The sequence below is a fragment of the Photobacterium kishitanii genome (assembly GCF_003026355.1).
GTDB lineage: Bacteria > Pseudomonadota > Gammaproteobacteria > Enterobacterales > Vibrionaceae > Photobacterium > Photobacterium kishitanii.
The window spans coordinates 119335-143699 of sequence record NZ_PYON01000007.1; the positions used below are offsets into that span (position 1 = coordinate 119335).

Here is a 24365-nt window from a genome sequence, read left to right on the forward strand (position 1 = left end):
AAGGTAATTAAAATGAAAAAGAGTGTAATAGCCTTGTTAGCAGCAGCAACGTTATTAGGAGGTTGTGCTCAACCTATTAATTACGGTGGCGGATTGCATGGGATTGAAAATGCGGTGACAAATTTTGGTGCTAGTGATTTAGAGAAATTATCATCGGCAATGGTTGATAAAATGCTAGCATCAGCTGCTGTGCGTTCAATGACGGCTAACGGTGAACCTATTGTTGTTGTTGATAGTATTAAGAATCAAACTCGTAATCATGTTGATACAAGCGCTTTAACGGCGATGATTAGTGAACAATTACAAGACTCAGGTAAATTCCGTTTTGTTGATCCCGCACGTGTTCAAGCTGTGCGTAAGCAATTAAATTTCCGTGAAGATGATCGCTTTGTAAACCAAAGTACGGCAATTCAGTTTGGTAATATGGTTGGTGCGCAATATATGCTTTATGGGCACGTAGCGACGGTAATGCAATCAACATCAAACGGTCAGCAAGCATATTATAAAATGACCATGCGATTGATGGATCTGAAATCAGGAGCTATTGAGTGGTCTGATCAAGATCAAGTGATGCAAGCTGCTGCGACAAATAGTGCTGCTTGGTAATTACAACGTCTAGTATCAGGTGAGGAAGAGCAATATGGATTGTTGTGAAAAGTTTGATTGTGATCTTTTACTTACCTTACCTGATACTGAATTTATTTCAGCATCAATGTTAACTGGTGGGCTGACTAATCGTTGTTGGAAAGTCGTATTATTCCACCCGTCAACAAATCAAACTAAAGAATATGTATGGCGACCATTATCTGCTGCGACTCAGGTATTTGGTATTGAACGTCAGCATGAATATCAATTACTAACGATGATATATGATACTGGTTTAGCCCCCAAACCATTACAGTTATTAGTTGATGTTGATTCTGCTGTCGAACGAGTGACAGGGCTGGTTGTGGAATGGTTACCTGGAACAGAAGCAACGTCTCGTTTTTCTGATACCGCATTATGTCAACTACAAGCAAAAGTGCATCAATTGCCGCTCCCATCTTGGCGATTAGATGTTCAGCAACGGGCACAGCATTATTGGCAACATATCAATAATGATCATAAAACACCGTTACTAACTTCAATCTATACTTTCTTTCAGCATCAATCAGTGCCAACGGCGTTTGACGATTGTTGCTGTCATTTTGATCTTGGTCGCTATAACGTTATTTTGCCATTATCAACGGCGAGTTTAACTGATCGCGCCAAAATTATTGATTGGGAATATGCCGCGGCAGGTGATCCGAGCTTAGATTTAGCGATGACAATCATCGCTAATGAATTAGATCCTGAGTTGGCAGTGAGTGATTATTGTGACTATCGGCAGCTGATTGAGCAAGGGACGCATTTTAATAAGTATGATTGGTTACAAGCGGTGAGTGGTTGGCAGCCGTGGTGCCAATACTTAGCGTTATTATGGTACTTGGCTGGCTATAAGATCTGGCACCAACCGGAATATTTACAACATGCTTCGCAATTACAGCAACAACTTATTGAATACATTAATAGATCTTAAATGATGTATAAGATAATTACCTTTAAAAACAATAAGTAAGTTATTATAAATAACACTTGAGTTGATATGGTTATTACCTTGGTGAATGAAATTTTGTCGACTGGATCATGTTTTTTGTTTTAAATTTGTTAAAACACTACTCATATTATGGATTTAACTCAGCTATGTAGGTATAGATAGTAAGTAAAATTATTACTAGATAGCGAGAGATAACAATGATTATTTATTTACATGGCTTTGACTCAACAAGTCCAGGTAATCACGACAAAGTATTGCAATTGCAATTTATTGATTCTGACGTTCGTTTTCTAAATTACAGTACGCTACATCCTAAGCATGATATGCAACATCTATTGAAAGAAGTTCATAAATTACTTGAAAGCTGTGATGATCCACAGCCTTTGATTTGCGGTGTTGGTCTTGGTGGTTATTGGGCTGAGCGAATTGGATTCCTATCAGGTATAAAACAAGTGATGTTGAACCCTAATTTGCATCCAGAGCACAATATGGAGGGTAAAATAGACCGTCCTGAGGAATACGACGATATTTTGACAAAGTGTGTAACAAATTTTCGTAAAAAAAATACAGGAAATTGTCTCTGTATCCTTTCAACTCATGATGAAGTGTTAGATAATCAGCAAACAAAAGATGAGCTAGATCAATTTTACGATATTGTATGGGATGAAAATGAATCTCATAAGTTTAAAAAAATCTCGCAGCATCTACAAAAAATAAAAGCGTTTAAAGCGCAGTAACAACGGAACCATTACCTCCTACATATCACAGACGGGTCGTAGATCCGTCTGCCTACATACGTGAATCTAAATATATAGATACTTTTTCGCCTAGCGGTCTTAGTGCTTGAATATTTGCTCTAAGCAGACTGTTATGCAATTTAGTCTTTGTCAGTTTTTAAAAATCATAAAATAGAGAGGAAGCTATCTTGACACGTATTATCGTTGTTGGTGGTGGTGCTGGTGGTTTAGAATTAGCCACTAAATTGGGTCGTACATTAGGCCGTAAGCGTCGTGCTGAAGTTACATTAGTTGATCGTCGTGCAAGCCACTTATGGAAACCATTACTGCATGAAGTAGCAACGGGATCGTTAGATGCTGGTGTTGATGCTATTAGTTACCGTGCACATGCAAAAAACCATTCGTTTGATTTCCAAATGGGTTCATTACAGGATATTGATCGTGATGCAAAAACGATCACTTTAGCTGCGTTATATGATAAGCATAATGAGCTATTAGTGCCTGAACGTTCTCTAGAGTACGATATTTTAGTATTGGCAATTGGCTCTACATCGAATGATTTCAATACTCAAGGTGTACGTGATAACTGCATTTTCCTTGATAGTCCAGAACAGGCACACCGTTTCCGTAGTGAAATGAATAACCAGTTCATGAAGTTACATGCGAATAAAGATCAAAAAACAGTTGATATTGCGATTGTAGGTGCAGGTGCAACAGGGGTAGAACTGTCTGCTGAGCTACACAATGCAGTTCAAGAATTACATAACTATGGTTTTGGTGATCTTGATAGTTCTCGCTTAAATATTAACTTAGTTGAAGCTGGTGAGCGTATTTTACCAGCATTGCCGCCGCGTATTTCTCAAGCTGCGCACAATGAACTAACTAAGCTAGGTGTTAACGTTCGTACGGCAACGATGGTAACAAAAGCTGATGAAACAGGCTTAACAACTAAAGATGGCGAACATATCCCAGCACAAATAATGGTATGGGCCGCGGGTATTAAAGCGCCTGATTTCATGAAAGATATTGCGGGTCTTGAAACTAACCGTATTAATCAGTTAGTGGTTAAACCAACGCTACAAACAACCCGTGATGATAATATTTATGTTATTGGTGACTTAGCATCATGCATGCAAGAAGATGGGTCATTTGTACCGCCACGGGCACAAGCGGCACATCAAATGGCAAGCCGTTGTTTTGCTAACATCGTAGCGAAATTATCAGATCGTGAGCAAAAGCCTTACATTTACAGTGATCATGGTTCGTTAGTGTCATTAAGCCGTTTCTCAACGGTGGGTAGCTTAATGGGTAACTTATCTAAAGGTTCAATGATGGTTGAAGGCCGTATTGCGCGGATGGTATACATTTCGTTGTATCGTATGCACCAGATGGCGTTACATGGTATGTTTAAAACTGGCTTGATTATGTTAGTTGGTCGAATTAACCGCGTACTGCGCCCAAGCCTAAAACTGCATTAATATCATAGTAAAGTAATAAAAAACGCCAGTATTGTGAACTCTCTTATTAGTTGAGATCAATACTGGCGTTTTTATTGGTGCAGATAATTTAATTAATCTTAAATAACTCAACATCAAAGATCAGTACAGAGCCAGGAGGAATACTACCAGCTCCATTATTGCCGTAAGCAAGATCTGCAGGAATAAAGAAACGTACCTTTTCACCAACAACCATATGTTGTAAGCCTTCAGTCCATCCTTTAATTACTCGATTTAGTGGGAATGAAATTTTTTCACCACGATCGACTGAACTGTCAAATACAGTGCCATTAATTAGTGTGCCATGGTAATGCACAGTAACTGTATCGGTTGCTTTTGGATGTTCAGTTCCAGTACCTGGCTGCAATACCAGATATTGTAAACCTGAAGCGGTGGTCTGTACGCCTTCCTTAAGTTTGTTAGCAGCTAGAAACTCCTGCCCAATCTTAATGTTTTCTTGTGCAGCTTGCTTGTTGTTGTAAGAGCGATAAAGAAAAAACGCAACTACGGCAGCGATAACCACTGCAATAATAATTTTTGGCACTAGTGTGTCCTTACTGAATTAAGTTGATTTATCTTACCATTACTCGCAGTTGTGAACAGTAACCTAGCTAAAATATTTGTCTTAAAAATCATGTGGAATGATTTATTAATGCTGACAGATTTGCTCTCTATTTGTATGTAAGTTATCGCCATCAAAAGTAAGTTTATTGCGGGATAAAAGAAAGGTGAGCAGTGTATCTAAAGAGAGGTTGTTTAATTTGCAAGTATGGAAAAGAGTATCAGCTCCCCAATGTTGTTCAACATATGCGTGTAATGTTTTGATTGTGAAAGGTGTTGAAGCATCAGCGATAAGGTTTAATACATCGTGGCCATGGCGAGATTCAGTAGAGGACATAATTATTGACTGTATAAAGGAATAGACTTGAATAGTAACTGAAATGTGGTGACTAAAGGTTGATATATACCAATGTAGATATAATTAATAATGCTTAATATAAATCCTGAGGCACTAATGAATACACATAGCCATTCATAGGTTTGTTTTGGTAAAAAATTCGGTTTCTTGCTTCACATTCAAAAATAGCATTACAGGCAAGCGCTGTTTTTTGGCTGGCATAATTGTCGGTATGGGTAATTATTTCCAGTCGAGTAAGACCTAACATTTGAAATGCAAATTGAATAATAGCGATATTAGCTTCAGTTGCTATACCTTGACGATGATAATTATATTTGATCCAATAGCCGAGGTTAGCTGAATTAAATAATGGTGTAATGGCGCTAAGTGAAACGGTACCAATAAAATCATCATTAAGTCGATCAAATATAGCTAATTCATAGCTGTAATCATGTTGCCAACTTAAACGGCTGGCATTGATCCATTCATAAGCTTGTTGTTGATCAAAATTATTATCACACCATTCTAACCATGGTTGAAGGTATTGATTTGATTGGTTAACCGCTTCAAGAAAAGCATGTAAATCGGCAGTTTTAAAAGGACGTAAAATCAGTCGAGGAGTAGTAAGTTCAAAATCAAGTTTCATGATTATTTAGCCTCTAAGTGATGTTGTGCTTAATGCGGAGAGAGATAAGCCCCAGACGATGTGATTTATCTGAGGCTTATCATAGTTAGATCATATTTTCTCTAAATTGGTTAAGTAGATCCTCAACAAATTTAATTCTCTTTTTACGATCCATCTCTCCCGATACAATTTTTAACTTCGTCGGGCCTTCCATTCTGAAATGCTGCGGTTGGGTTTGCAGTAAGCCAACTAAGAAGTGAGGGTTAATAGCAGCATCTTGTTTAAATTCAAAATAACCGCCTTTTTCATTACTCTCAATTTTTTTAACCCCAATAATTGCCGCTTTGAGTTTAAGGCTATTGACTGTAAGTAGGTTCGTTGCCGCTTCTGGTAATAAACCAAAGCGATCGATTAATTCTACTTTTATCTCATTAAGTTCACTGTCATCAGTTGCGCTCGCGATACGCTTGTAAAGTGATAAGCGGGTATTAATATCAGGAATATAATCATCGGGTAGCAATGCTGGAATACGCATTTCTACCTCAGCTTGCTGTTTTAGTAGGTCATCAAGTGTTGGCTCTTTACCTTCACGTAATGATTCAACGGCTTGTTCTAGCATTTCCATGAATAAACTAAAACCAACAGATTGAATTTGACCACTTTGCTCGTCACCTAAGAGCTCACCTGCACCACGAATCTCTAAATCATGAGTTGCAAGGGTAAAGCCAGCACCAAGATCTTCTAATGAAGCAATCGCTTCTAAACGTTTAACCGCATCTTTGGTCATACGTTTAGGATGCGGTGTTAGTAAATAGGCATATGCTTGGTGGTGGGAACGACCCACACGACCACGTAATTGGTGCAGTTGCGCTAAGCCGAGATTATCCGCTCGATCCATAATAATAGTATTGGCGCTAGGTACATCAATACCGGTCTCAATGATAGTGGTACAAACTAATACGTTAAAGCGTTGGTGGTAAAAATCACCCATGATTTTTTCAAGTTCACGTTCACGCATTTGACCATGTGCAAAAGTCACTCGTGCTTCAGGTATTAACTTAGCTAAATCTTCAGTGGTTTTTTCAATACTATCAACTTCATTATGGAGGAAGTAAACCTGACCACCACGGCTGATTTCACGTAATATTGCTTCTCGAATAATATCGTCATCACCTTGACGAACAAAGGTTTTAATTGCTAAACGACGAGCTGGTGGTGTGGCAATAATTGATAAATCACGCATACCACTCATCGCCATATTCAATGTACGAGGAATTGGGGTTGCCGTTAGAGTAAGAATATCAACGTCGGAACGAATGGCTTTAATTTTTTCTTTTTGACGCACGCCAAAGCGGTGTTCTTCATCAACCACCAGTAATCCTAGATCATAGTAGTTAACGCTGCTATTTAGTAGTTTATGGGTACCAATAAGGATATCAATCTTACCTTCTTCGACATCCTTCAGAATCTGCTTTTGCTCTTTGGCTGTTTTAAATCGTGATAAAACTTCAACGCGAATTGGCGTATTTGCAAAACGATCACGGAAGTTTTCGAAATGCTGTTGAGCCAATAATGTCGTTGGTACTAATATTGTTACTTGCTTATTATTATCAACGGCAACAAAGGCAGCTCGCATTGCGACTTCTGTTTTACCAAAGCCAACATCACCACAGACAAGACGATCCATCGCTTTAGGTTGACACATATCAGATAGAACTGCGTTAATGGCTAAGGCTTGATCGTAAGTTTCTTCGTAAGGAAAGCTAGTGCAAAAATCGGCATAGCTTTCGCGATTAAGTATGAATTTAAAGCCTGGCTTAAGTTCACGCATTGCGTAAACTTCGAGTAACTCAGCGGCGACATCTCGTACTTTTTCGGCGGCTTTACGGCGAGCTTTAACCCATGCTTCACCACCCAGTTTATGAATTGGTGCACTATCTTCTGCGCCACCTGAATAGCGGCTAATAAGATGCAGTGAAGCAACAGGTACATACAGTTTGGCGCCACCTTGATATTCAAGGGTAACGTATTCGGTTTTAATTCCGCCAGCTTCAAGTGTTTGCAGTCCTTGGTAGCGTCCAATACCATGATCGATATGAACCACCGGCTGGCCAACTTGTAATTCAGCAAGGTTGCGAATAATCGTATCTGCATTGACGGTGGTTTTTTTGTCATTGCGACGGCGTTGCTGAATGCGTTCACCAAGCAAATCACTTTCACAAATAAAAGCGACGGCAGGTTTTTCGAGTATAAAGCCATTATCCGCCGCACCAATAACCAGGCAATGTTTATCTTTGCTTGCAATTGCTGCTTCAAGGTTGTCGTATACTGTCGGGCGCAGTTTTATTCGAGCTAATAAATCAAATAATGCTTCACGACGGCCTTCAGAAGCAACGGAGAAAATAATTTTCCCTTTAAATTGCTCTGTAAAGTGGCGCAATTCAGCCAATGGCTCTTTGAGCTGATGGTTAATTGTAATTGCTGGAACTGGCGTTAGTGTCGGGTTGTAGCGACCCACTTTTTCATCATCAATCGGGTCGCGTTGTATCCTCACTCGTGGTAATTGCTTAAAACCAGCGAACATTTCATCTTTAGTCAGCCATAGCTCTTTAGGAGCGAGTAATGGTCGTAATGGATCGACTCGACGTTGATCATAACGATATTCGGCATCATGTAAGAATGTTTCAACGGCTGGCTCTAAGTCACCTAATGTCACTAATAAAGTATTGCTCGGTAAATAGTCGAATAAGGTTTCGGTATGATCAAAAAATAGCGGTTGCCAATATTCGATACCTGTCGGCCAGATTTTCTTGCTGACTTGTTGATAGATAGATTCAGGTTCACGGCGGGCTTCAAATCGTTCACGCCAACGCATTCGAAAGTTTTCTATCGCTAACTCATCGGTTGGAAATTCATGTGCTGGTAGTAAATCAATAGTGGTAATTTCTGCGGTTGAACGCTGATTTTCAGGATCAAATTGACGGATAGAATCGACTTCATCATCAAAAAAATCAATTCGGTATGGCGCATTGCTACCCATAGGGAATAGATCCACCAATGAACCACGGCTAGCATATTCACCATGTTCCATTACTTGATCCACATGACGATAACCGGATGCTTCTAGCTGAAGACGTAATTTTTCTAGCGAAATACGATCATCTTTTTTAACAATTAAAGCATGTTGATGAATAAATTCTTGGGGTGTTAATCGTTGTAATAGTGTGCTGATAGGCACTAAGATAATGCCCGTTTTCTGCGTTGGCATTTTGTATAAGCGCGCTAAACGCTCAGAGATAATATCTTGATGAGGCGAGAAATTATCATAAGGTAGTGTTTCCCAATCAGGAAAAACGTGTACGTCAAGATTACAAAACTGAGTAATTTCAGGCTGTAATCTCAGTGCTGTTTGGGTATCAGCAACAACGGCAAGTACAGGCCCTTTATGTTTGGTCGCTATTTCTGCTAATGACAACGCCAATGCAGAACCTGATAAATTACCGATGTAACGATTATCCCCAGCTTTCTTTGGTAAGGGGATTGAGAGTAATGTTTTATTCGTCATTGTTATTATTCATGTTTCGTTGTTGGGCCCGCTGACGTAAAAGCTTTTGTTGGCAATGCAGTGCGGCACGGATTAATAAATCACGATCATCTTCTAACAATCGCGTGTAATGCAACTGGATTAAAAAACGACCGTCTAAAGCGGAGCAATTAACCACCTCAGCATAACAATAAATTGCAGCGGCAGGGTGATCTAAAAATAGTTTAACGGTGACATTTTGCCCAATCGTAAAATCATGTGAGCTATAAAAGCTCAAATTACTTGCGCCAAATGTTTCAGTTATATAACGATAATTAACATTATCTTGTTGAGATAGCACGTAAGATAACAGCAGGTTTATTTTACTATTTTGAGCACTAAGATAATTAGCTAAGGCTTTACTATCTTCTTTACCAAACCCGTTTAATAGACGTTCTGCGTTTTCTTCGAGCGTGTTACATTCGCTGGCTATACGAAACAGAGGTGGTATTTCAGTACGAAAGGTGTCGATATTAGGGAGTGGGTGGCCATCTGCTAATGGCTCGACATTGATTGTTAGTCCTAAGTGAACTGAAAAATATTCATCTTGTCTCATTACTTACTCACTACCAGTTAATTGCCATCGACGTTGTCATTATTTAGGTTATGTAACCAACGTTAATATCGGCGACATTTGTTTCAATTATTACTTAGAGCGTAGTTACGAGCAAGCGATCTCAGTTAAGCGGCGATCTTTTACTCACTGTTTTTACATTACATTTACCTTGCTAGATGGTAAAGCGGGTCGTTAACGAGTATTCTTGGATCATCAAATAAAGGAGTGGTTTTTTAAGCCTATGTTTCATCCTGTATCTTTTTTTATTGGTTTACGTTATTTACGTGGACGTTCAGGTGACCGTTTTAGTCGCTTTGTTTCTTATATGTCAACGGCGGGTATTACAGTAGGAGTGATGGCATTAATTACCGTCATGTCTGTCATGAATGGTTTTGAACAACAACTCAAAGACCGAATATTAGGTGTGTTACCGCAAGCTGTTGTGACGAATGCTGATGGACGAGTGCCTCTTTCTGAACAAGTACCTACAGTTTTAAAGCAGTTACCGCATGTGACAAAAGTAACAGCAATAACTCGTGGTGAAACCATCATTCAGAGTGCTAATTCATTAGCTGCTGGTATGATGATTGGTATTGAACCTAATCAATATGATCCTATTGCTGATCATTTGATGGTAGGTTCATTAAAGGATCTTCAACCTGGCAGTTTTAATGTCATTATTGGTCAAGCGCTAGCTGTTGAACTTGATATTCAACCAGGTGATAAAATTCGCTTAATGGTAACTAGTGCGAGCCAATTCACTCCATTGGGACGCTTACCAAGTCAGCGTAATTTTACCGTTTCTGGTATTTACGATACGGGTTCTGACGTTGATAAACAGTTGGTGTTTACAAATATCTCCGATGCGGGTCGATTACTGCATTACAAACTTGATCAAATGTCAGGCTGGCGTTTGTACCTTGATGATCCGTTTGCTGTCACTGAATTAGCGGAAATGCCACTTCCAAATCATTGGAAATGGTCGGATTGGCGTGAACAACGCGGAGAGTTATTTCAAGCCGTTAAAATGGAAAAAAACATGATGGGGCTGATGTTGGGTCTAATCATTGGTGTCGCTGCGTTTAACATTATTTCAGCTTTGATTATGGTTGTGATGGAAAAGCAAGCGGAGGTGGCAATTCTAAAAACCCAAGGTATGACTCATCGACAGGTACTGACACTATTTATGGTACAAGGCTCAAGTAGTGGTGTTATTGGCGCATTATTAGGTGGCATTTTGGGTGTGATAGTCTCTCATTACATAAACCCAATTATGGCATTTTTCGGTGTTAACCTAGCTGCAATTGGTGGTTCTCTACCGGTAGATTTTGAGCCGATGCAAATTTTGGCTGTTATTGTTGGCGCTATTATTTTGAGTTTATTAGCGACTATTTTCCCTTCTTATCGTGCGGCCGCTGTCCGTCCTGCTGAGGCTCTTCGTTATGAATAATGCTTTATTATCTTGTCAGCAATTATGTAAAACCTATCAAGAAGGTCAGTTACAAACTGAAGTATTAAAACAGGTCAATATTGACATCGCTGATCATGAATTAGTTGCTATTGTTGGTTCTTCAGGTTCGGGTAAAAGTACCTTATTGCATATTTTAGGAGCACTAGATGAACCGACTAACGGCGAAGTGTTTTTTAAAGGTCAGCGTTTAGATACGTTAAGCTCAAATAAACAAGCCAAAATACGTAATCAAGATATTGGTTTTGTATACCAATTTCACCACTTATTGGCGGATTTTACCGCAACAGAAAATGTGGCAATGCCATTACTGATTGGTGGTGTTGCAGTGAGTGAGGCACGTACTCGTGCGCAAGACATGCTTGCAATGGTTGGATTAGATCATCGTTTTGAACATCGTCCATCAGAATTGAGTGGTGGTGAACGGCAGCGAGTTGCTATCGCACGTGCATTGGTGAATAACCCTGCGATCGTACTTGCGGATGAGCCTACGGGTAATTTAGATCATCAAACAGCGTTAGATATTTATGATCTGATGCGTAAGCTAAATGCAGAATCAGGTACTGCATTTTTAGTGGTAACTCATGATACTCAATTAGCTTCAAAGCTTGATCGTTGTATGCACATGCAAGACGGTATTTTAGCTGAGGTTAAGGAGAAGTAATGTTTCGACCTTTATCCCTCTATATAGGTAGTCGTTTTAATCGTTCGAAAAAACGTAATCGCATGGTGTCGTTTATCTCTTTGTCATCGATGCTTGGGATTGCCGTGGGTGTCGCGGTGATCATTATCGGTTTATCGGCGATGAATGGTTTTGAACGTGAGTTACAAACGCGAGTGCTTTCTGTTATTCCGCAAGGTGAATTGCAAGCAGTGCAACCGCCATTGAATAATTGGAAACCATTATTAAAGAAAGTTGAGCAACATCCACATATTACTGCTGCTGCACCTTATGTTGAATTTACAGCGTTACTTGAAAGAGGCACCAAACTGAAAGCTGTTGCTGTACGTGGTGTCGATCCTAAAGAACAGCTTAAAGTGAGTGAGTTACCCCGCTATGTTAAGAATAATGCATGGTCAACTTTCACCGCAGGTAAGCGAGAGGTTATTTTAGGCCAAGGTGTTGCAACTAAACTTAAACTGAAGGTTGGGGATTGGATCACAGCAATGATTCCAAATACAGATCCTCAAATGAAGTTGAGAGCGCCAAAGCGTATTCGTCTACAAGTTGTTGGTTTGCTCGCTTTAGGGGGGCAAATTGATCACAGTTTAGCCATTGTACCGTTACAAGATGCACAACAATATTTAGATATGGGACAAGGTGTCTCAGGTATCGAAATGAATGTTGATAATGTACTTGATGCACAACAAATCGTAAAAGAAGTCGGAGATACGTTGCCGGTTTATGTTTACCTTAAAAGTTGGACGCAAAAATACGGCTATTTATACCGTGATATTCAAATGGTGCGCACCATTATGTATTTGGTAATGGTACTAGTGATTGGCGTTGCTTGTTTTAATATTGTCTCGACGTTGATGATGGCAGTAAAAGATCGTGCTGCAGACATTGCGATTTTACGTACTATGGGGGCGAGTGATCGACTGATTAAATCTATCTTTGTTTGGCATGGGGTATTGTCAGGTGTACTCGGTAGTATTATTGGTTCGATATTTGGTTCTTTAATTGCGATTAACTTAACGCATATAGTTCGTGTGATAGAAAAAATTATTGGGCATCGATTTTTGTCGGGAGATATCTATTTTGTCGACTTTCTACCAACACAACTAGCTTGGCATGATGTTGTGATAGTTACCACTACAGCGATTATATTAAGTTTGATAGCAACATGGTATCCAGCAACTCGAGCAAGTCGATTACAACCAGCCCGAGTATTAAGTGCTAAGTAATAACTAGTAACGCTTTCATTCATGGTGTTAATTTAAAAACGGAGCCTCATGCTCCGTTTTTTGTTTGTGTTTTTTAGTTATTGGTATTATTGCGGTGTTTGTAGCTATCATAATTGCTGTAAAATGGCTTTTTTTGAGGAGCATTAGAAAATAAGTTCATTTATGACGGATAAATAAAAATAAAAAGCAGGGTGATTGTGGATTATTTTGTCTTTTATTTGTATTTTATGGTTACTTTTTGACCAAAGATGTGATTTTTATGACATTGGCAAGGTGCGTTTTTTTTATTTTCTTCATTTTTATTTCAGCATTTAATGTTGGTAATTTATAAAAAATAAAGGCATCTCCAGTACTGATGTAGCCTACAGATTGTCAAAAATCCTGAAAAAGATTTTTTGTCACATATAAATTACGAACACTGTTCTTTTTTTTGTGAATTTATGTTGTTTAATTTAACAGTGTCATTTTTACGTGATAATTTGTCGTTACTTAAATACAAATGTGCTGTTGTCGTTATTGGAAAGGGATTCATCCTGCATCGATATGACTGTTATTTTATAATAGACAGCTATTTGTTAATAAATAAAACAATTAGGATAGGAATTAACATGAAAAAGAATGCACTTGGTTTATTAGTAGCTTTTGCTGTAATGGCACCTGTAGCGGCACAAGCTGCTGTTCAACTTCCTGCTGGTACACAAGAAATTGGTGTTCAAGGTAACGCTAAACTAGGCAGCGGTTGGGATCTAAACCTAAACGGTTCTTACGGTACATTCGTAAAAGATAACTGGGAAGTTGGTGGTACAGCATCTGTTGCTGCTAAAGACGAAAATGATGCAGTTAGCGGTAAGCTAGGTGTGTTTACTGAGTACAACTTTGTTAACTCTACTAACTGGGTTCCTTACGTTGGTGTTGCAACTGAGCTTGCTGCTTTAAACTACAATGAAAAAGATGGCGCTAATGGCGATCTTGGTAAAAATGGCGATTCTTGGGCACTTAACCTTAAACTAGCTGGTGGTGTTAAGTACTTCATCAACCCTAACGTTGCTCTAAGCGCAGAAGTTAACTACAACATCGCAACTGACGATATTGAGTTCTCTAGCGGTAAAGCGAAAGACAGCCTAACAAACATCGTATTCGGTACTCGCTTCTACTTCTAAGTCTAAGCCTATATATTGATGATAAAAACCCGCTAATAGTTAGCGGGTTTTTTTATAGCTATTGATTGGTACATACACAATTAAGCGATGTTATTTTTTTTTATGCGTTTAATGAGCCAACTACTGAAAAGGCTTATGATCGCTATACCTAACGTAATGAAAGGAGCAACCATTAATACCATGGTCGTTACACGAGCGACACTTTCAGGTAGTAGTGTCAGTAAGTAGCCTAGTCCAGTTAATACTAATACCCAAGCAGTTGCACTTAGCCAAGCAAATCGAAAGAAATGCGCTTGGTTCTTGATTCGAAATCCCATCATTAAAGGTAATAAAGGCCGCACAACTGGAATAAATCGTGCAGCAAATAATGCCACAATACCATGTCGAATAAGCAGTTTATCTACTGTTTGCATTCGATGAGGTGGAACCATATCTACCCATCGCTTTACTTTTGGCAAATGATCAAGCCAACGGCCTTGTAAGTAAGCTAACCAACTGCCAATTGCAGCGGCAACAATTAATAAAAATACAATCAGTTTGAAATCAATGATTCCCATTGCACCCAGTGTGCCAGCTAAAATAACAATACTGTCGCAAGGTAGCGGTGCTGCTGGTAAAAATGCGCTTTCTAACCAAATAACAAAGGTGACACAAAAATAAATCATTACAATACTTTCAGGGTTTTGTAATGCTGCAAAATCTTGTTGCCATAGCGCTGAAAAAATAGATACAAATGAATCAAGCATCTATGTAGTCCTTGTAGTCAGAGTCATAATTAAAGTAAATGTCGCGGTAATTGAGTAATCTTAACTGCCTACGACTATGGGTGAAACGGTATTGAAAATTAGCAAGTGCAAGAGGTGGATACCGTTGGCGCTTAGCGCAATGACTTATTGTTTTGTGTAAGTATAGGACGACATTGTTGTCACAATTTAGAACAGGAACAAAATTCTTTTTCTCTGTTTTTGATAACTGTCGTGTTTTATGATTATTATTCGATAAAATAACGACATTATTGTTCCAGTTTTCTTGATTACTGGTAAGGCTAAAGACTGAAACTTTATGTAAAGCATATTGAGGAGTTGTTGCAGGCACAGTCATACTCGTTGCGCTTATTAATAAAACGCTTAGCAGTAAGCTAAATAGAGTAAGGTAACCCATCAATAGTATCGCCCAAGTATAAAAAACACTCTTTTACTGAAATTTATAACCAAAGGCAATGTTTTTATAAGAAATTGTAATGGAAATGAATTATTGATTATACTTCTTATTGGTTATTCTATGAATTATAAAGAAAAAGCTTCAGTCATTAACTGAAGCTTGAATGTTTTTTATTGAATGTTAGTACTTACTTATGAAGCGCTTTTTTCATTTGTGAACCGATGAAAATAAAGCTAATTCCTTCAAATATTAACGAAACACCAACAAAAATTCCTAAGAGTGACATTGAAAACTCAGGGTTATGCATTAAATTAAAGAAATAAACCCCAATTGCAGTTGATAATAAACCACTAAATACAATCCAACGCCAACCAGCAAGGTGCTCGCGGCTACTGAAACCAAATACCATTCGCGTAATACCATTAAATACCATGGTAGCAATCATAAGAACGGTAATAGTCACCAAGCCAATAAAGGGTTGTCCTAGGATGAATAAGCCACCAATGAGGTAAAAAAGGGCACTAATGACATACCAAATTTTGGTTTTCCATTGTGGAATACTAAAAGTGTGGTAAACCTGCACTAACCCGATCACTAAAAAGATCACACCAATAATGGTTGTAATAGTCATACCAGCAGCAACCGGTAAGCTAATGGCAAAAATACCCGCAAGTGCAACAATCACACCTACGATGACAAACCATTTCCAACCTTTTGTAAGTAAATTCTTCACTGGATTTTCCATATTATTTCCCTTTAATTAAATGACTAATGTTAATTAGCGACTAGTAAGTGATTGCTATTTAAGGATGTATTTCATTTTTAAATAGTAGACTGAACAATAATAATTACTAGGTATAAAATGCAGCTAATTAGCAATATAAGTTTTTGATGGCGCGATATATATAGAGAGAAGATAAAGAGGTGAGAGTTAGATCGATTAATCGTGAAATCTTGCGTATGGGAATGAAAAATGGTGTTAGTTGTTTCTCAAAAGAAGGTTTGTTAACAATAAAACTCCAAAATGATGGAGTTTTATTGTTATAACAAAGCAACAGTTAGTGGGTTTTAGGAATACGGAACTTACGCTTATTCCAGCTACGTACAACCGAGTAGCGCCATAACCATCGAATACCAAAATAACCGATTAAAGCGCTTAAGACGCTACAGATAAAGCAGCCCAATAAGAATGGAGGACCGATTTGACTCATTTGATTTAACAGGAAATCCCAAGTTAGCTCAAAATGAAATCCAACATCAGGACTATGTAAAACCCAAGCGCCTAGTTTGTAGGCACCGTAAAATAGTACCGGCATAGTCACGGGGTTGCTGACCCATACTAATGCTACAGAGAGCGGTAAATTTACGCCAAACATAATAGCTAGGCCTGCAGCCATTAACATTTGACTTGGAAGTGGAACAAAAGCCATGAATAACCCGACAGCAAATGCGCCAGATGCTGAGCGACGATTTAGGCACCATAGGTTAGGGTTATAAAGTAGATTTCCAAATATTTTTAACGCTTTTTGGCGTTTAATTACTTCATGGCTAGGCAGAAATTTTTTAATGAAATGTCTTGGCATAATAATTTTTTTTCAAACTGGCTAAGGCCATATGGTTCAAATATTTATAGCGAGTATAAGCGGATTTCTGTCGTTACATTTTTTCAATGTATTACCACCATATTGGGCTTTACTATTAATCATAGTAATCGGTGTCATTATATTTATGGTGTATCGAAATGTTATTGTTATTAGCTTTTCGCTCGCTATATCATGGGCTGTTTTTGATGCTAATCAATATATTAACGATATAGATAGTATTCCAAAAAACAGAACTAATATTATCATAGATGTAAGCGTTAGTACGCTTTTTAATGAAAATATACCCACTGAGCATTTTGAGGTGAAGGTGCTTAATTTGCACTCACAGAATGTTGATTTTGTTTTTCCACTAAGATTGATGGTGGTCTGGAAAGATCCGCCGCAATTGAAACAAGGACAAATATGGCGTTTACCCGTAAGATTGAGTCGTATTGTTGGACGAGTCAATCAAGCTGGATTTGATGGTGAGCAATATGCACTAAGCCGTAGTATTCATGGTAGTGCCGTTGTGATAAACGGTGACGCGTTGCCAATAAGATTATCATCTTCGGTGTCAGTACGGCAGCAATGGTTAGATAAAATTACCCCGTTGTTAAAAAGCACTAACAATCAAAGCTATTTAACCGCCTTAACCTTTGGACTTAGAGATGGACTTAAGGCCCAAGATTGGGTGTATTTACGTGATAGTGGCTTAGCGCATTTATTAGCCATTTCAGGGTTACATATTGGGCTAGCAATGTTAATGGGGTGGTGGTTAGGCTATTTATTGAGGTTATGCCTTCCACAAACGTACTATTGGCTGTGGTTACCTTTACTGAGTGGATTAATTTTTGCTTTAGGCTACGCGTGGTTGGCTGGATTTAGTTTGCCGACTATTCGTGCATTATTGATGTGTTTAATCGTCGGCATTTTAAGAATAACGGCAATTTATTGGCTACCTTGGCAAGTTTTGTTAATCACTTTAGGGTTATGTTTGCTGTGGGATCCCTTTGTTAGTTATAGCGCCGGATTTTGGCTATCTTTTGGTGCGGTTATCATCTTTTTAGTCATGATTATGACTGAGAATTCGCCAGTTTTAGCAAATTTAGCGTGGTATCAGCGCTGCTATCAACGAATAAAGTATCTCTGTAAATTGCAAGGGTATTTATTGTTATTAATGTTACCGATGCAGTGGTGGTGGTTTGGTGGAGTATCTTTAGCTGCACCATTGACGAATTTAATTGCTGTTCCTTGGTTAAGTATTATTACGGTTCCTTTAGTGTTAATTGGTGCGATCACTCCATGGTGGCCTTGGTTGTCGTCATGGTGTTGGCTAGTTGCTGACTTTTCTTTACTACCCGTTCTTAAAATTGCCGCATGGAGTCATGGTGCATGGATGATGTTACCTGCTTCGATAACGCCATGGTTAGTGTTGGTCGCAATAATTACGGTGTCGTGGCCATTATTCCCCTTGAGGCATTTTCGGTGGTTTTACAGCAGTATTATTTTTATTGTATTGAGTTGGCGGTGGGAAAACGATAACCAGAAACCGTCATTATGGACGCTTAGCGTGTTAGATGTAGGGCATGGGTTAGCAGTATTAATACAAAACCAACAACGTGTATTTGTTTATGATACCGGTAATGTTTGGGATGAAAATAGCATTGCAAAGTCAGTTATTGCACCGATATTGGCGGATAAGGGAATAACAACTATTGATGGGCTAGTTTTGAGTCATGCTGATAGCGATCATGCTGGCGGTAGTGATTATCTTATAGATCGTTATCAACCTTTAGAAAAATACAGTAGCGATCACCGCTTAGGTTTTTCTGAGTGTATAACCGGACAAACATGGCAATGGCAAGGACTTGAATTTGTCGTTAAGTGGCCACCTAAAGCAACGCCACGAGCCGCTAATTCAGATTCTTGTGTTATTCGCGTTCAGGCTATAAATGGTAACGGACCGAGTATCTTATTGACTGGAGATATTGACGCTAAGTCTGAACTAGTGATGTTAATGCAGGATCAAGATTGGCAATCCGATATTATAATTGTACCACACCATGGCAGCAGTAGTTCTTCAACACAAACTTTACTTGATGCAGTACAACCATCGTTAGCTGTTGTGTCTATTGGTTATTTTAACCCTTGGGGATTACCGTCAGCAACGATTGCTGCACGTTATCAAACGAATAATATTGATTGGATTAGTACTCAAGATAGTGGCCAAGTAACGGTGACAATGAGTAATAATAGCTACAGCGTAAAACAATACCGTTATCATTACTCTCAAACATGGTACAGGCCACAATGGTTAGCAAAACAATTAAATAACAGTTATTGACTGTGCTGACTGTTGTTTTTATGAGCAGAAAAAGCCCTTTAATAAAAAAGGATTGTGGACAAATTTGGTTGATAGCAATCTTAAGGGTAGAATAGAGACACTGTATTTTATCAATATTGGCATTCATGACGCAATTAACAGAAAAATCAACCAAAGATACTTATAAAAGACTATGGCCTTATATCAAGATCTATAAAGCAGGTATTATTGTCGCTGTTATTGCGCTGATTATTAATGCTGCTGGTGATACCTTGATGCTGTCGATGCTCAAACCGTTGCTTGATAAAAGTTTTGGTGGCTTTGACAGTATGGACTCAGGTTTCCTTGCCATGATGCCTATTTATCTTGTTGGCTTAATGATCATGCGTGGCGCTAGTGGTTTTGTATCCACTTACTGCTTATCGTGGGTTTCCGGTAATGTTGTAATGAGTTTACGCCGAGAACTCTTTCAGCATTTCATGAAAATGCCAGTGGCGTTCTTTGATAAAGAAGCATCTGGGGCATTATTATCACGTATTACTTATGACTCTGAGCAAGTCGCTTCTGCAACCAGTAGTGCATTAGTAAGTATTGTCCGTGAAGGCGCCTCTATTATTGGCTTAATGATATTGATGTTTTGGAATAGCTGGCAGTTATCGGCTATTTTGATCGTCATTGCGCCTATCGTTGCTATTAGTATTAGTATTGTTTCAAAACGTTTTCGAAAAATCTCACGTAGTATGCAAGAGGCGATGGGGTCTGTGACTTCTTCGGCGGAGCAAATGCTAAAAGGCCATAAAGTTGTATTAAGTTATGGTGGTCAAGAAGTAGAGAAGCACCGTTTTGATTATGTAAGTAATTTAATGCGTCGCCAATCGATGAAACTGGTTTCTGCGCAGGCTATTGCCAATCCAATCATCCAGCTTATTGCTTCTTCTGCTTTAGTGGTGGTATTAATTCTTGCGAATACACCATCATTACGCGACTCATTAACGCCGGGTACTTTTGCAGTAGTATTTGGTGCGATGTTTGGCTTAATGCGTCCATTGAAATCATTAACGAATGTGACCTCTCAATTCCAACGTGGTATGGCTGCGTGTCATACATTGTTTGATTTGATGGATTTAGAAACAGAAAAAGATACTGGTAAGCATGAAGTTGAGCGAGTTAAAGGTGATGTGTCAGTACAAAATGTTACTTTTACTTACCCAACCAAAGACACGCCAGCGCTACGTAATGTGAGCTTTGAACTCCCTGCGGGTAAAACGGTTGCACTTGTCGGTCGTTCTGGCTCAGGTAAAAGTACCATTGCTAATTTGTTGACCCGTTTTTACGATATTGATTCGGGCGCACTACGTTTAGATAATGTTGAGCTACAAGATTACACTTTATTGAACTTACGCTCTCAAGTTGCAGTTGTATCGCAAAACGTCCATTTATTTAATGACACGATTGCTAATAATATTGCTTATGCCAGTGGCGAAGCATACACCCGTGCAGATATTGAACGTGTAGCAGAACTTGCTTATGCCATGGACTTTATAAAAGACATGGAGCATGGACTTGATACTGTTATTGGTGAAAATGGTGTGAGTTTATCTGGTGGTCAACGTCAGCGTCTTGCCATTGCACGCGCATTGTTACGTAATGCCCCAGTATTGGTGCTTGATGAAGCAACCTCTGCTTTAGATACCGAATCTGAACGTGCTATTCAGCAGGCATTGGATGAGTTGCAAAAAGATCGCACAGTATTAGTGATTGCTCACCGTTTGTCGACGATTGAAAATGCTGATCAGATCTTAGTGGTCGATGATGGTGAAATTATTGAGCGTGGTACACATGGTGAATTAATTAGTCATGACGGTGCTTATGCGCAACTTCATCGTATTCAATTTGGTGATTAATTGTGGCGGCATTGATTGAAGCTATGTGGTATCAACCTGTTCTTAAAGGTAAAGCACAGGTTGTCTATTTACTGTTATGGCCATTATTGTGGCCTCTCAGTTTGTTATTTGGTTTATTAAGCCGTCGTAAGCGACAGCAATACGCTAATGGCAAAAAAATAGCATATCGAGCCCCGGTGCCGGTTGTTATTGTCGGTAATATTACCGCTGGTGGTAATGGTAAAACGCCAGTAGTGGTGTGGTTAGTCGAACAGCTACTAGCACAAGGGTTAAAACCTGGTGTTGTCTCACGTGGTTACGGCGGTAAAGCACCGTATTATCCGTATTTTGTTGATCATGATACCAGCACCAATATTGCAGGTGATGAGCCAGTACTTATTCGCCGTAGGACAGGGGTGCCAGTTGCTGTTGCTCCCGTTCGCAGTGATGCAGTAAAGCTACTATTAAAGCATGATGTTGATGTCATTATTACTGATGATGGGCTACAACATTATGCGCTTGCACGTGATATTGAATTAGTTGTCATTGATGGCCAACGCCGATTTGGTAATCAACATTTATTGCCATTGGGACCATTGCGTGAATCGTGTCAGCGTTTAAATGAGGTTGATTTTTTAATTTGCAATGGTGGTAAAGCGGATACTGATGAAGCAGCAATGCATTTAGCACCGTCAGAATTAATCAATATTAAAACTGGCGCTCGTTGTGCTGCTACTTCTTTAACCGCCGTTGTGGCGATGGCTGGTATTGGTAATCCTGCGAGATATTTTGCGACATTAGATGCGTTAGGAGTAAAGCCTGTTGTGTGTCAGCCTTTTGCTGATCACCAACCATTTACTCATCAAACATTGTTCGATTTAGCCCAACAAGGGCAACATTTAGTTATGACTGAAAAAGATGCGGTAAAATGTTACCCATTTGCTGAGGATAATTGGTGGTATCTGCCTGTTGATGCAGTTATTTCCGAGCCACAAGCATCAGCTATTATTAAACGGATTATAGAGGTTAAGGAAAAGTATGGATCACCGTCTGCTTGAAATCGTTGCTTGCCCTGTATGTAAAGGTAAGTTGAATTTCGATAAAGAAAATAATGAATTAGTGTGTAAGTTTGATCGTCTTGCTTATCCTATCGATGACGGTATTCCAGTCTTACTTGATTCTGAAGCGCGTACATTAAGCTCTGATGAGGTTAAGTAATGGCATTTACTGTTATTATTCCAGCACGTTATCAATCAACTCGTTTACCGGGTAAGCCGTTAGCAGATATTGCGGGCAAACCAATGGTACAATGGGTATATGAGCAAGCGTGTAAATCTGGTGCAGATCAAGTGATTGTGGCAACAGATGATCAGCGTATTGTTGATGTTGTACAAGGCTTTGGTGGTGAAGTATGTTTAACACGTGCTGATCACCAATCAGGCACTGAACGTTTAGCTGAAGTCGTGGCTAAATATCAACTTGCTGATGATCATATTGTGGTTAATGTGCAAGGTGATGAACCACTTATCCCTGATACGATTATTCGCCAAGTTGCAGACAATATTGCGCACTTTAATGCACCGATGGCAACTTTAGCGGTAGAAATCGATCATCATGATGAGATTTTTAATCCTAATGCCGTAAAGGTTGTGACGGATAAAGACGGTTACGCACTGTACTTTAGTCGCGCTGCGATTCCTTGGGATCGTGATAATTTTGCCCAGCAACCGCGTATTGTTCATCATAACCTTTTACGCCATATTGGGATTTATGCTTACCGTGCAGGGTTTATTAATACGTATATTAATTGGCAGCCAAGCCCACTGGAACATATTGAATCATTAGAGCAACTGCGAGTGCTTTGGTATGGTGAGAAAATTCATGTTGATGTCGCAATTGATGCGCCACCAGCAGGGGTTGATACACCTGAAGATTTAGAAAAAGTGCGTCAGTTAGTTGGCTAATTAGCTCACAAAGTTAATACTGCATAATAAAAAACCGAGTATCGTTTACTCGGTTTTTTTGTCTTTAAATTAATCTACGGAAGTAGTTTATTCAGCGATTTTTACACGAATACGGCTTTTATCAACCATCATTTCATGAAGTGCTTTCATTGCGCGAATTGCTTGCTCGTCATCAGCCATTTCAACAAATGCAAATCCTTTTGACTTACCTGTTTTTTCGTCTAATACAAGGTTACACGCACTAATTTTGCCAAATTCTTCAAACATTTTATGAATTTGAACTTCAGCTGTGCTGCGAGAAAGGTTACGGATTAAAAGTTTCATGAATTAAATTCTTAATTAAGTAATAAGAGATTATTTTACCATGAAATAAAGCAAAGCATATTGAGATTAGAATGAAATAATAAGATTAAAGTAATTCTTGAACAGTATTACTTTAATAGTTATGCAAAAAGCGAACTGAGAAAAAAAAGCCAGATACCTCATAATGTGGGATCTGACTTTAAATTAATTAACTAAAATATGACATTGTAAAACCTATAAAGTCTCTGGTTTTACCTTTTCTGCCTGTAGATGCTCAGTTTTTGGGTCTAACAGTTTGCTGGTAATACGTTGCCATAATTGCCCTAAACGCTCATGTTCAACAATTTCCATTTGAGTCAGAGAGGTTGCATTAGGAATGAAATTACGCATTTTATTACTCGCTCTAAAGTTAGTTGGTGCTGCAATTGGCTGCAATCCTGCTTGATGGAAATAATAAAGTGCACGTGACATTTGGCTAGCAGATGTTACTAGAATCATATTCTTATCTTTAACGACATCGGCGGCTTGGAAAGCTTCTTCTTTCGTGTCTTTTGTTGACTCAAATAATAAAATATCACGCTTATTTACACCTAGTGCTATTGCTAAGTGAGCCATTAAACGCGCGTGGCTAATACCATGAGAAGCAATCCCCCCGAATCCTGATAAGATCAGCTTGGCGTCAGGATACATGCGGAAAATACGGATCCCTTCGACTAAACGAGTAATAGCGGTTGGAGATAACTCTGAGGTTATAGGGAAGGTTTTATCAATTACTTGACCACTGCCTAATACCATTACGTAGCTAATAGGTTTAGTGGTACTCACAAATGCTGGGTTTTCTTGTTCTAATGGTCGTAGTAACGATGTTGTTAATGGTTGGAATGAACATAAAAAGATACCGATCAAAGAGACACTAACCAAAATCGAGGCTAACTTTTTTTGGCGTGTAAACCACAGTACGCATAAACCAATAGCGCCGACTAATAATAGAAACGGGAGCGGCATTAGTATCGCAGAGATGATTTTTTTTAGTATAAACATAATATGTCGTCCGAAATTTCAGCAGTTGAGCAATAAAACCGATCACAAGCCTTTATTCCTTTACTGCTTGTGAGAAAATAAGTCACATTCTAGAGTCGCT

At 38.9% G+C, this 24365-nt stretch carries 24 protein-coding genes; 13 read left to right on the forward strand and 11 right to left on the reverse strand.

The window, feature by feature from the left end:
* The first annotated feature begins 12 nt into the window (after window positions 1–12).
* From lpoB to C0W29_RS10150, 4 genes are all read left to right on the forward strand, one after another.
* On the forward strand, window positions 13–606 hold the full coding sequence (lpoB, locus tag C0W29_RS10135; protein WP_045044380.1) for a penicillin-binding protein activator LpoB: 594 nt from the start codon (window positions 13–15) through the stop codon (window positions 604–606).
* Window positions 607–640: 34 nt separating this feature from the next.
* Window positions 641–1558, forward strand: coding sequence for a phosphotransferase (locus C0W29_RS10140; RefSeq protein WP_045044381.1), 918 nt, complete (start codon window positions 641–643; stop codon window positions 1556–1558).
* Between the two features lie 215 nt (window positions 1559–1773).
* Entirely contained in the window at window positions 1774–2313 is a 540-nt protein-coding gene (gene ycfP / locus C0W29_RS10145; RefSeq protein ID WP_045067265.1) for an alpha/beta hydrolase YcfP, read from the forward strand.
* Between the two features lie 188 nt (window positions 2314–2501).
* Window positions 2502–3791: an NAD(P)/FAD-dependent oxidoreductase gene (locus C0W29_RS10150; protein WP_045041567.1), complete on the forward strand. Its 1290-nt coding sequence runs from the start codon at window positions 2502–2504 to the stop codon at window positions 3789–3791.
* A gap of 88 nt (window positions 3792–3879) precedes the next feature.
* Here C0W29_RS10150 and C0W29_RS10155 read toward each other — a convergent pair whose 3' ends face one another.
* The 5 genes from C0W29_RS10155 to C0W29_RS10175 all read right to left on the reverse strand — a co-directional run bounded on the left by C0W29_RS10155 (window position 3880) and on the right by C0W29_RS10175 (window position 9471).
* Window positions 3880–4353 (reverse strand): FKBP-type peptidyl-prolyl cis-trans isomerase, encoded by a 474-nt coding sequence (locus C0W29_RS10155; protein WP_036795239.1) that lies wholly within the window; start codon window positions 4351–4353, stop codon window positions 3880–3882.
* A gap of 105 nt (window positions 4354–4458) precedes the next feature.
* On the reverse strand, window positions 4459–4707 hold the full coding sequence (locus tag C0W29_RS10160; protein ID WP_080895313.1) for a YecH family metal-binding protein: 249 nt from the start codon (window positions 4705–4707) through the stop codon (window positions 4459–4461).
* 94 nt (window positions 4708–4801) lie between these two features.
* Window positions 4802–5353 (reverse strand): GNAT family N-acetyltransferase, encoded by a 552-nt coding sequence (locus C0W29_RS10165; RefSeq protein WP_045044382.1) that lies wholly within the window; start codon window positions 5351–5353, stop codon window positions 4802–4804.
* A gap of 85 nt (window positions 5354–5438) precedes the next feature.
* Window positions 5439–8897 carry a transcription-repair coupling factor gene (gene mfd / locus C0W29_RS10170; RefSeq protein WP_045044383.1) on the reverse strand — a complete coding sequence of 1153 codons (3459 nt, stop codon included), beginning with the start codon at window positions 8895–8897 and terminating at the stop codon, window positions 5439–5441.
* Window positions 8887–9471: a PilZ domain-containing protein gene (locus tag C0W29_RS10175; protein ID WP_036795235.1), complete on the reverse strand. Its 585-nt coding sequence runs from the start codon at window positions 9469–9471 to the stop codon at window positions 8887–8889. The genes mfd and C0W29_RS10175 overlap by 11 nt, the downstream gene beginning before the upstream one ends.
* Window positions 9472–9712: 241 nt before the next feature.
* Here C0W29_RS10175 and lolC point away from each other — a divergent pair, with 241 nt between their 5' ends.
* The 4 genes from lolC to C0W29_RS10195 all read left to right on the forward strand — a co-directional run bounded on the left by lolC (window position 9713) and on the right by C0W29_RS10195 (window position 14007).
* A complete protein-coding gene (gene lolC, locus C0W29_RS10180) occupies window positions 9713–10921 on the forward strand; it encodes a lipoprotein-releasing ABC transporter permease subunit LolC (RefSeq protein ID WP_045044384.1) in 1209 nt (402 codons plus the stop codon).
* Window positions 10914–11603 (forward strand): lipoprotein-releasing ABC transporter ATP-binding protein LolD, encoded by a 690-nt coding sequence (gene lolD, locus C0W29_RS10185; protein ID WP_045041563.1) that lies wholly within the window; start codon window positions 10914–10916, stop codon window positions 11601–11603. The genes lolC and lolD overlap by 8 nt, the downstream gene beginning before the upstream one ends.
* On the forward strand, window positions 11603–12847 hold the full coding sequence (gene lolE / locus C0W29_RS10190; protein WP_045041562.1) for a lipoprotein-releasing ABC transporter permease subunit LolE: 1245 nt from the start codon (window positions 11603–11605) through the stop codon (window positions 12845–12847). The genes lolD and lolE overlap by 1 nt, the downstream gene beginning before the upstream one ends.
* Before the next feature lie 608 nt (window positions 12848–13455).
* Complete coding sequence (locus tag C0W29_RS10195) at window positions 13456–14007, forward strand: outer membrane beta-barrel protein (protein WP_045041561.1); 552 nt, start codon at window positions 13456–13458, stop codon at window positions 14005–14007.
* Between the two features lie 80 nt (window positions 14008–14087).
* On the opposite strand, the gene C0W29_RS10200 is transcribed toward C0W29_RS10195, so the two are convergent.
* From C0W29_RS10200 to C0W29_RS10215, 4 genes are all read right to left on the reverse strand, one after another.
* Window positions 14088–14753 (reverse strand): DedA family protein, encoded by a 666-nt coding sequence (locus C0W29_RS10200; protein ID WP_036795230.1) that lies wholly within the window; start codon window positions 14751–14753, stop codon window positions 14088–14090.
* Window positions 14746–15108, reverse strand: coding sequence for a hypothetical protein (locus C0W29_RS10205; RefSeq protein ID WP_146145215.1), 363 nt, complete (start codon window positions 15106–15108; stop codon window positions 14746–14748). The genes C0W29_RS10200 and C0W29_RS10205 overlap by 8 nt, the downstream gene beginning before the upstream one ends.
* Window positions 15109–15355: 247 nt before the next feature.
* Entirely contained in the window at window positions 15356–15913 is a 558-nt protein-coding gene (locus tag C0W29_RS10210; RefSeq protein WP_036795227.1) for an HdeD family acid-resistance protein, read from the reverse strand.
* Between the two features lie 313 nt (window positions 15914–16226).
* Window positions 16227–16751 carry a DUF2062 domain-containing protein gene (locus C0W29_RS10215; RefSeq protein WP_036795225.1) on the reverse strand — a complete coding sequence of 175 codons (525 nt, stop codon included), beginning with the start codon at window positions 16749–16751 and terminating at the stop codon, window positions 16227–16229.
* Between the two features lie 31 nt (window positions 16752–16782).
* Here C0W29_RS10215 and C0W29_RS10220 point away from each other — a divergent pair, with 31 nt between their 5' ends.
* From C0W29_RS10220 to kdsB, 5 genes are all read left to right on the forward strand, one after another.
* Window positions 16783–19095, forward strand: coding sequence for a DNA internalization-related competence protein ComEC/Rec2 (locus C0W29_RS10220; RefSeq protein WP_045044385.1), 2313 nt, complete (start codon window positions 16783–16785; stop codon window positions 19093–19095).
* Between the two features lie 125 nt (window positions 19096–19220).
* Window positions 19221–20978, forward strand: coding sequence for a lipid A ABC transporter ATP-binding protein/permease MsbA (gene msbA / locus C0W29_RS10225; RefSeq protein WP_045041556.1), 1758 nt, complete (start codon window positions 19221–19223; stop codon window positions 20976–20978).
* A 2-nt stretch (window positions 20979–20980) separates the two neighbouring features.
* On the forward strand, window positions 20981–22015 hold the full coding sequence (gene lpxK / locus C0W29_RS10230; protein ID WP_045044386.1) for a tetraacyldisaccharide 4'-kinase: 1035 nt from the start codon (window positions 20981–20983) through the stop codon (window positions 22013–22015).
* Window positions 21996–22175, forward strand: a complete 180-nt coding sequence (locus C0W29_RS10235; protein WP_036795220.1) for a Trm112 family protein — start codon at window positions 21996–21998, stop codon at window positions 22173–22175. The genes lpxK and C0W29_RS10235 overlap by 20 nt, the downstream gene beginning before the upstream one ends.
* A complete protein-coding gene (gene kdsB / locus C0W29_RS10240) occupies window positions 22175–22921 on the forward strand; it encodes a 3-deoxy-manno-octulosonate cytidylyltransferase (protein ID WP_036795219.1) in 747 nt (248 codons plus the stop codon). Before C0W29_RS10235 ends, kdsB begins: the two co-directional genes overlap by 1 nt.
* Before the next feature lie 87 nt (window positions 22922–23008).
* Here kdsB and C0W29_RS10245 read toward each other — a convergent pair whose 3' ends face one another.
* The gene (locus tag C0W29_RS10245) at window positions 23009–23245 is read right to left on the reverse strand and encodes an RNA recognition motif domain-containing protein (RefSeq protein WP_045041553.1); all 237 of its coding nucleotides are present in this window, start codon (window positions 23243–23245) and stop codon (window positions 23009–23011) included.
* A 213-nt stretch (window positions 23246–23458) separates the two neighbouring features.
* Window positions 23459–24265: an envelope biogenesis factor ElyC gene (gene elyC, locus C0W29_RS10250; RefSeq protein ID WP_045044387.1), complete on the reverse strand. Its 807-nt coding sequence runs from the start codon at window positions 24263–24265 to the stop codon at window positions 23459–23461.
* Between the last annotated feature and the right edge of the window lie 100 nt (window positions 24266–24365).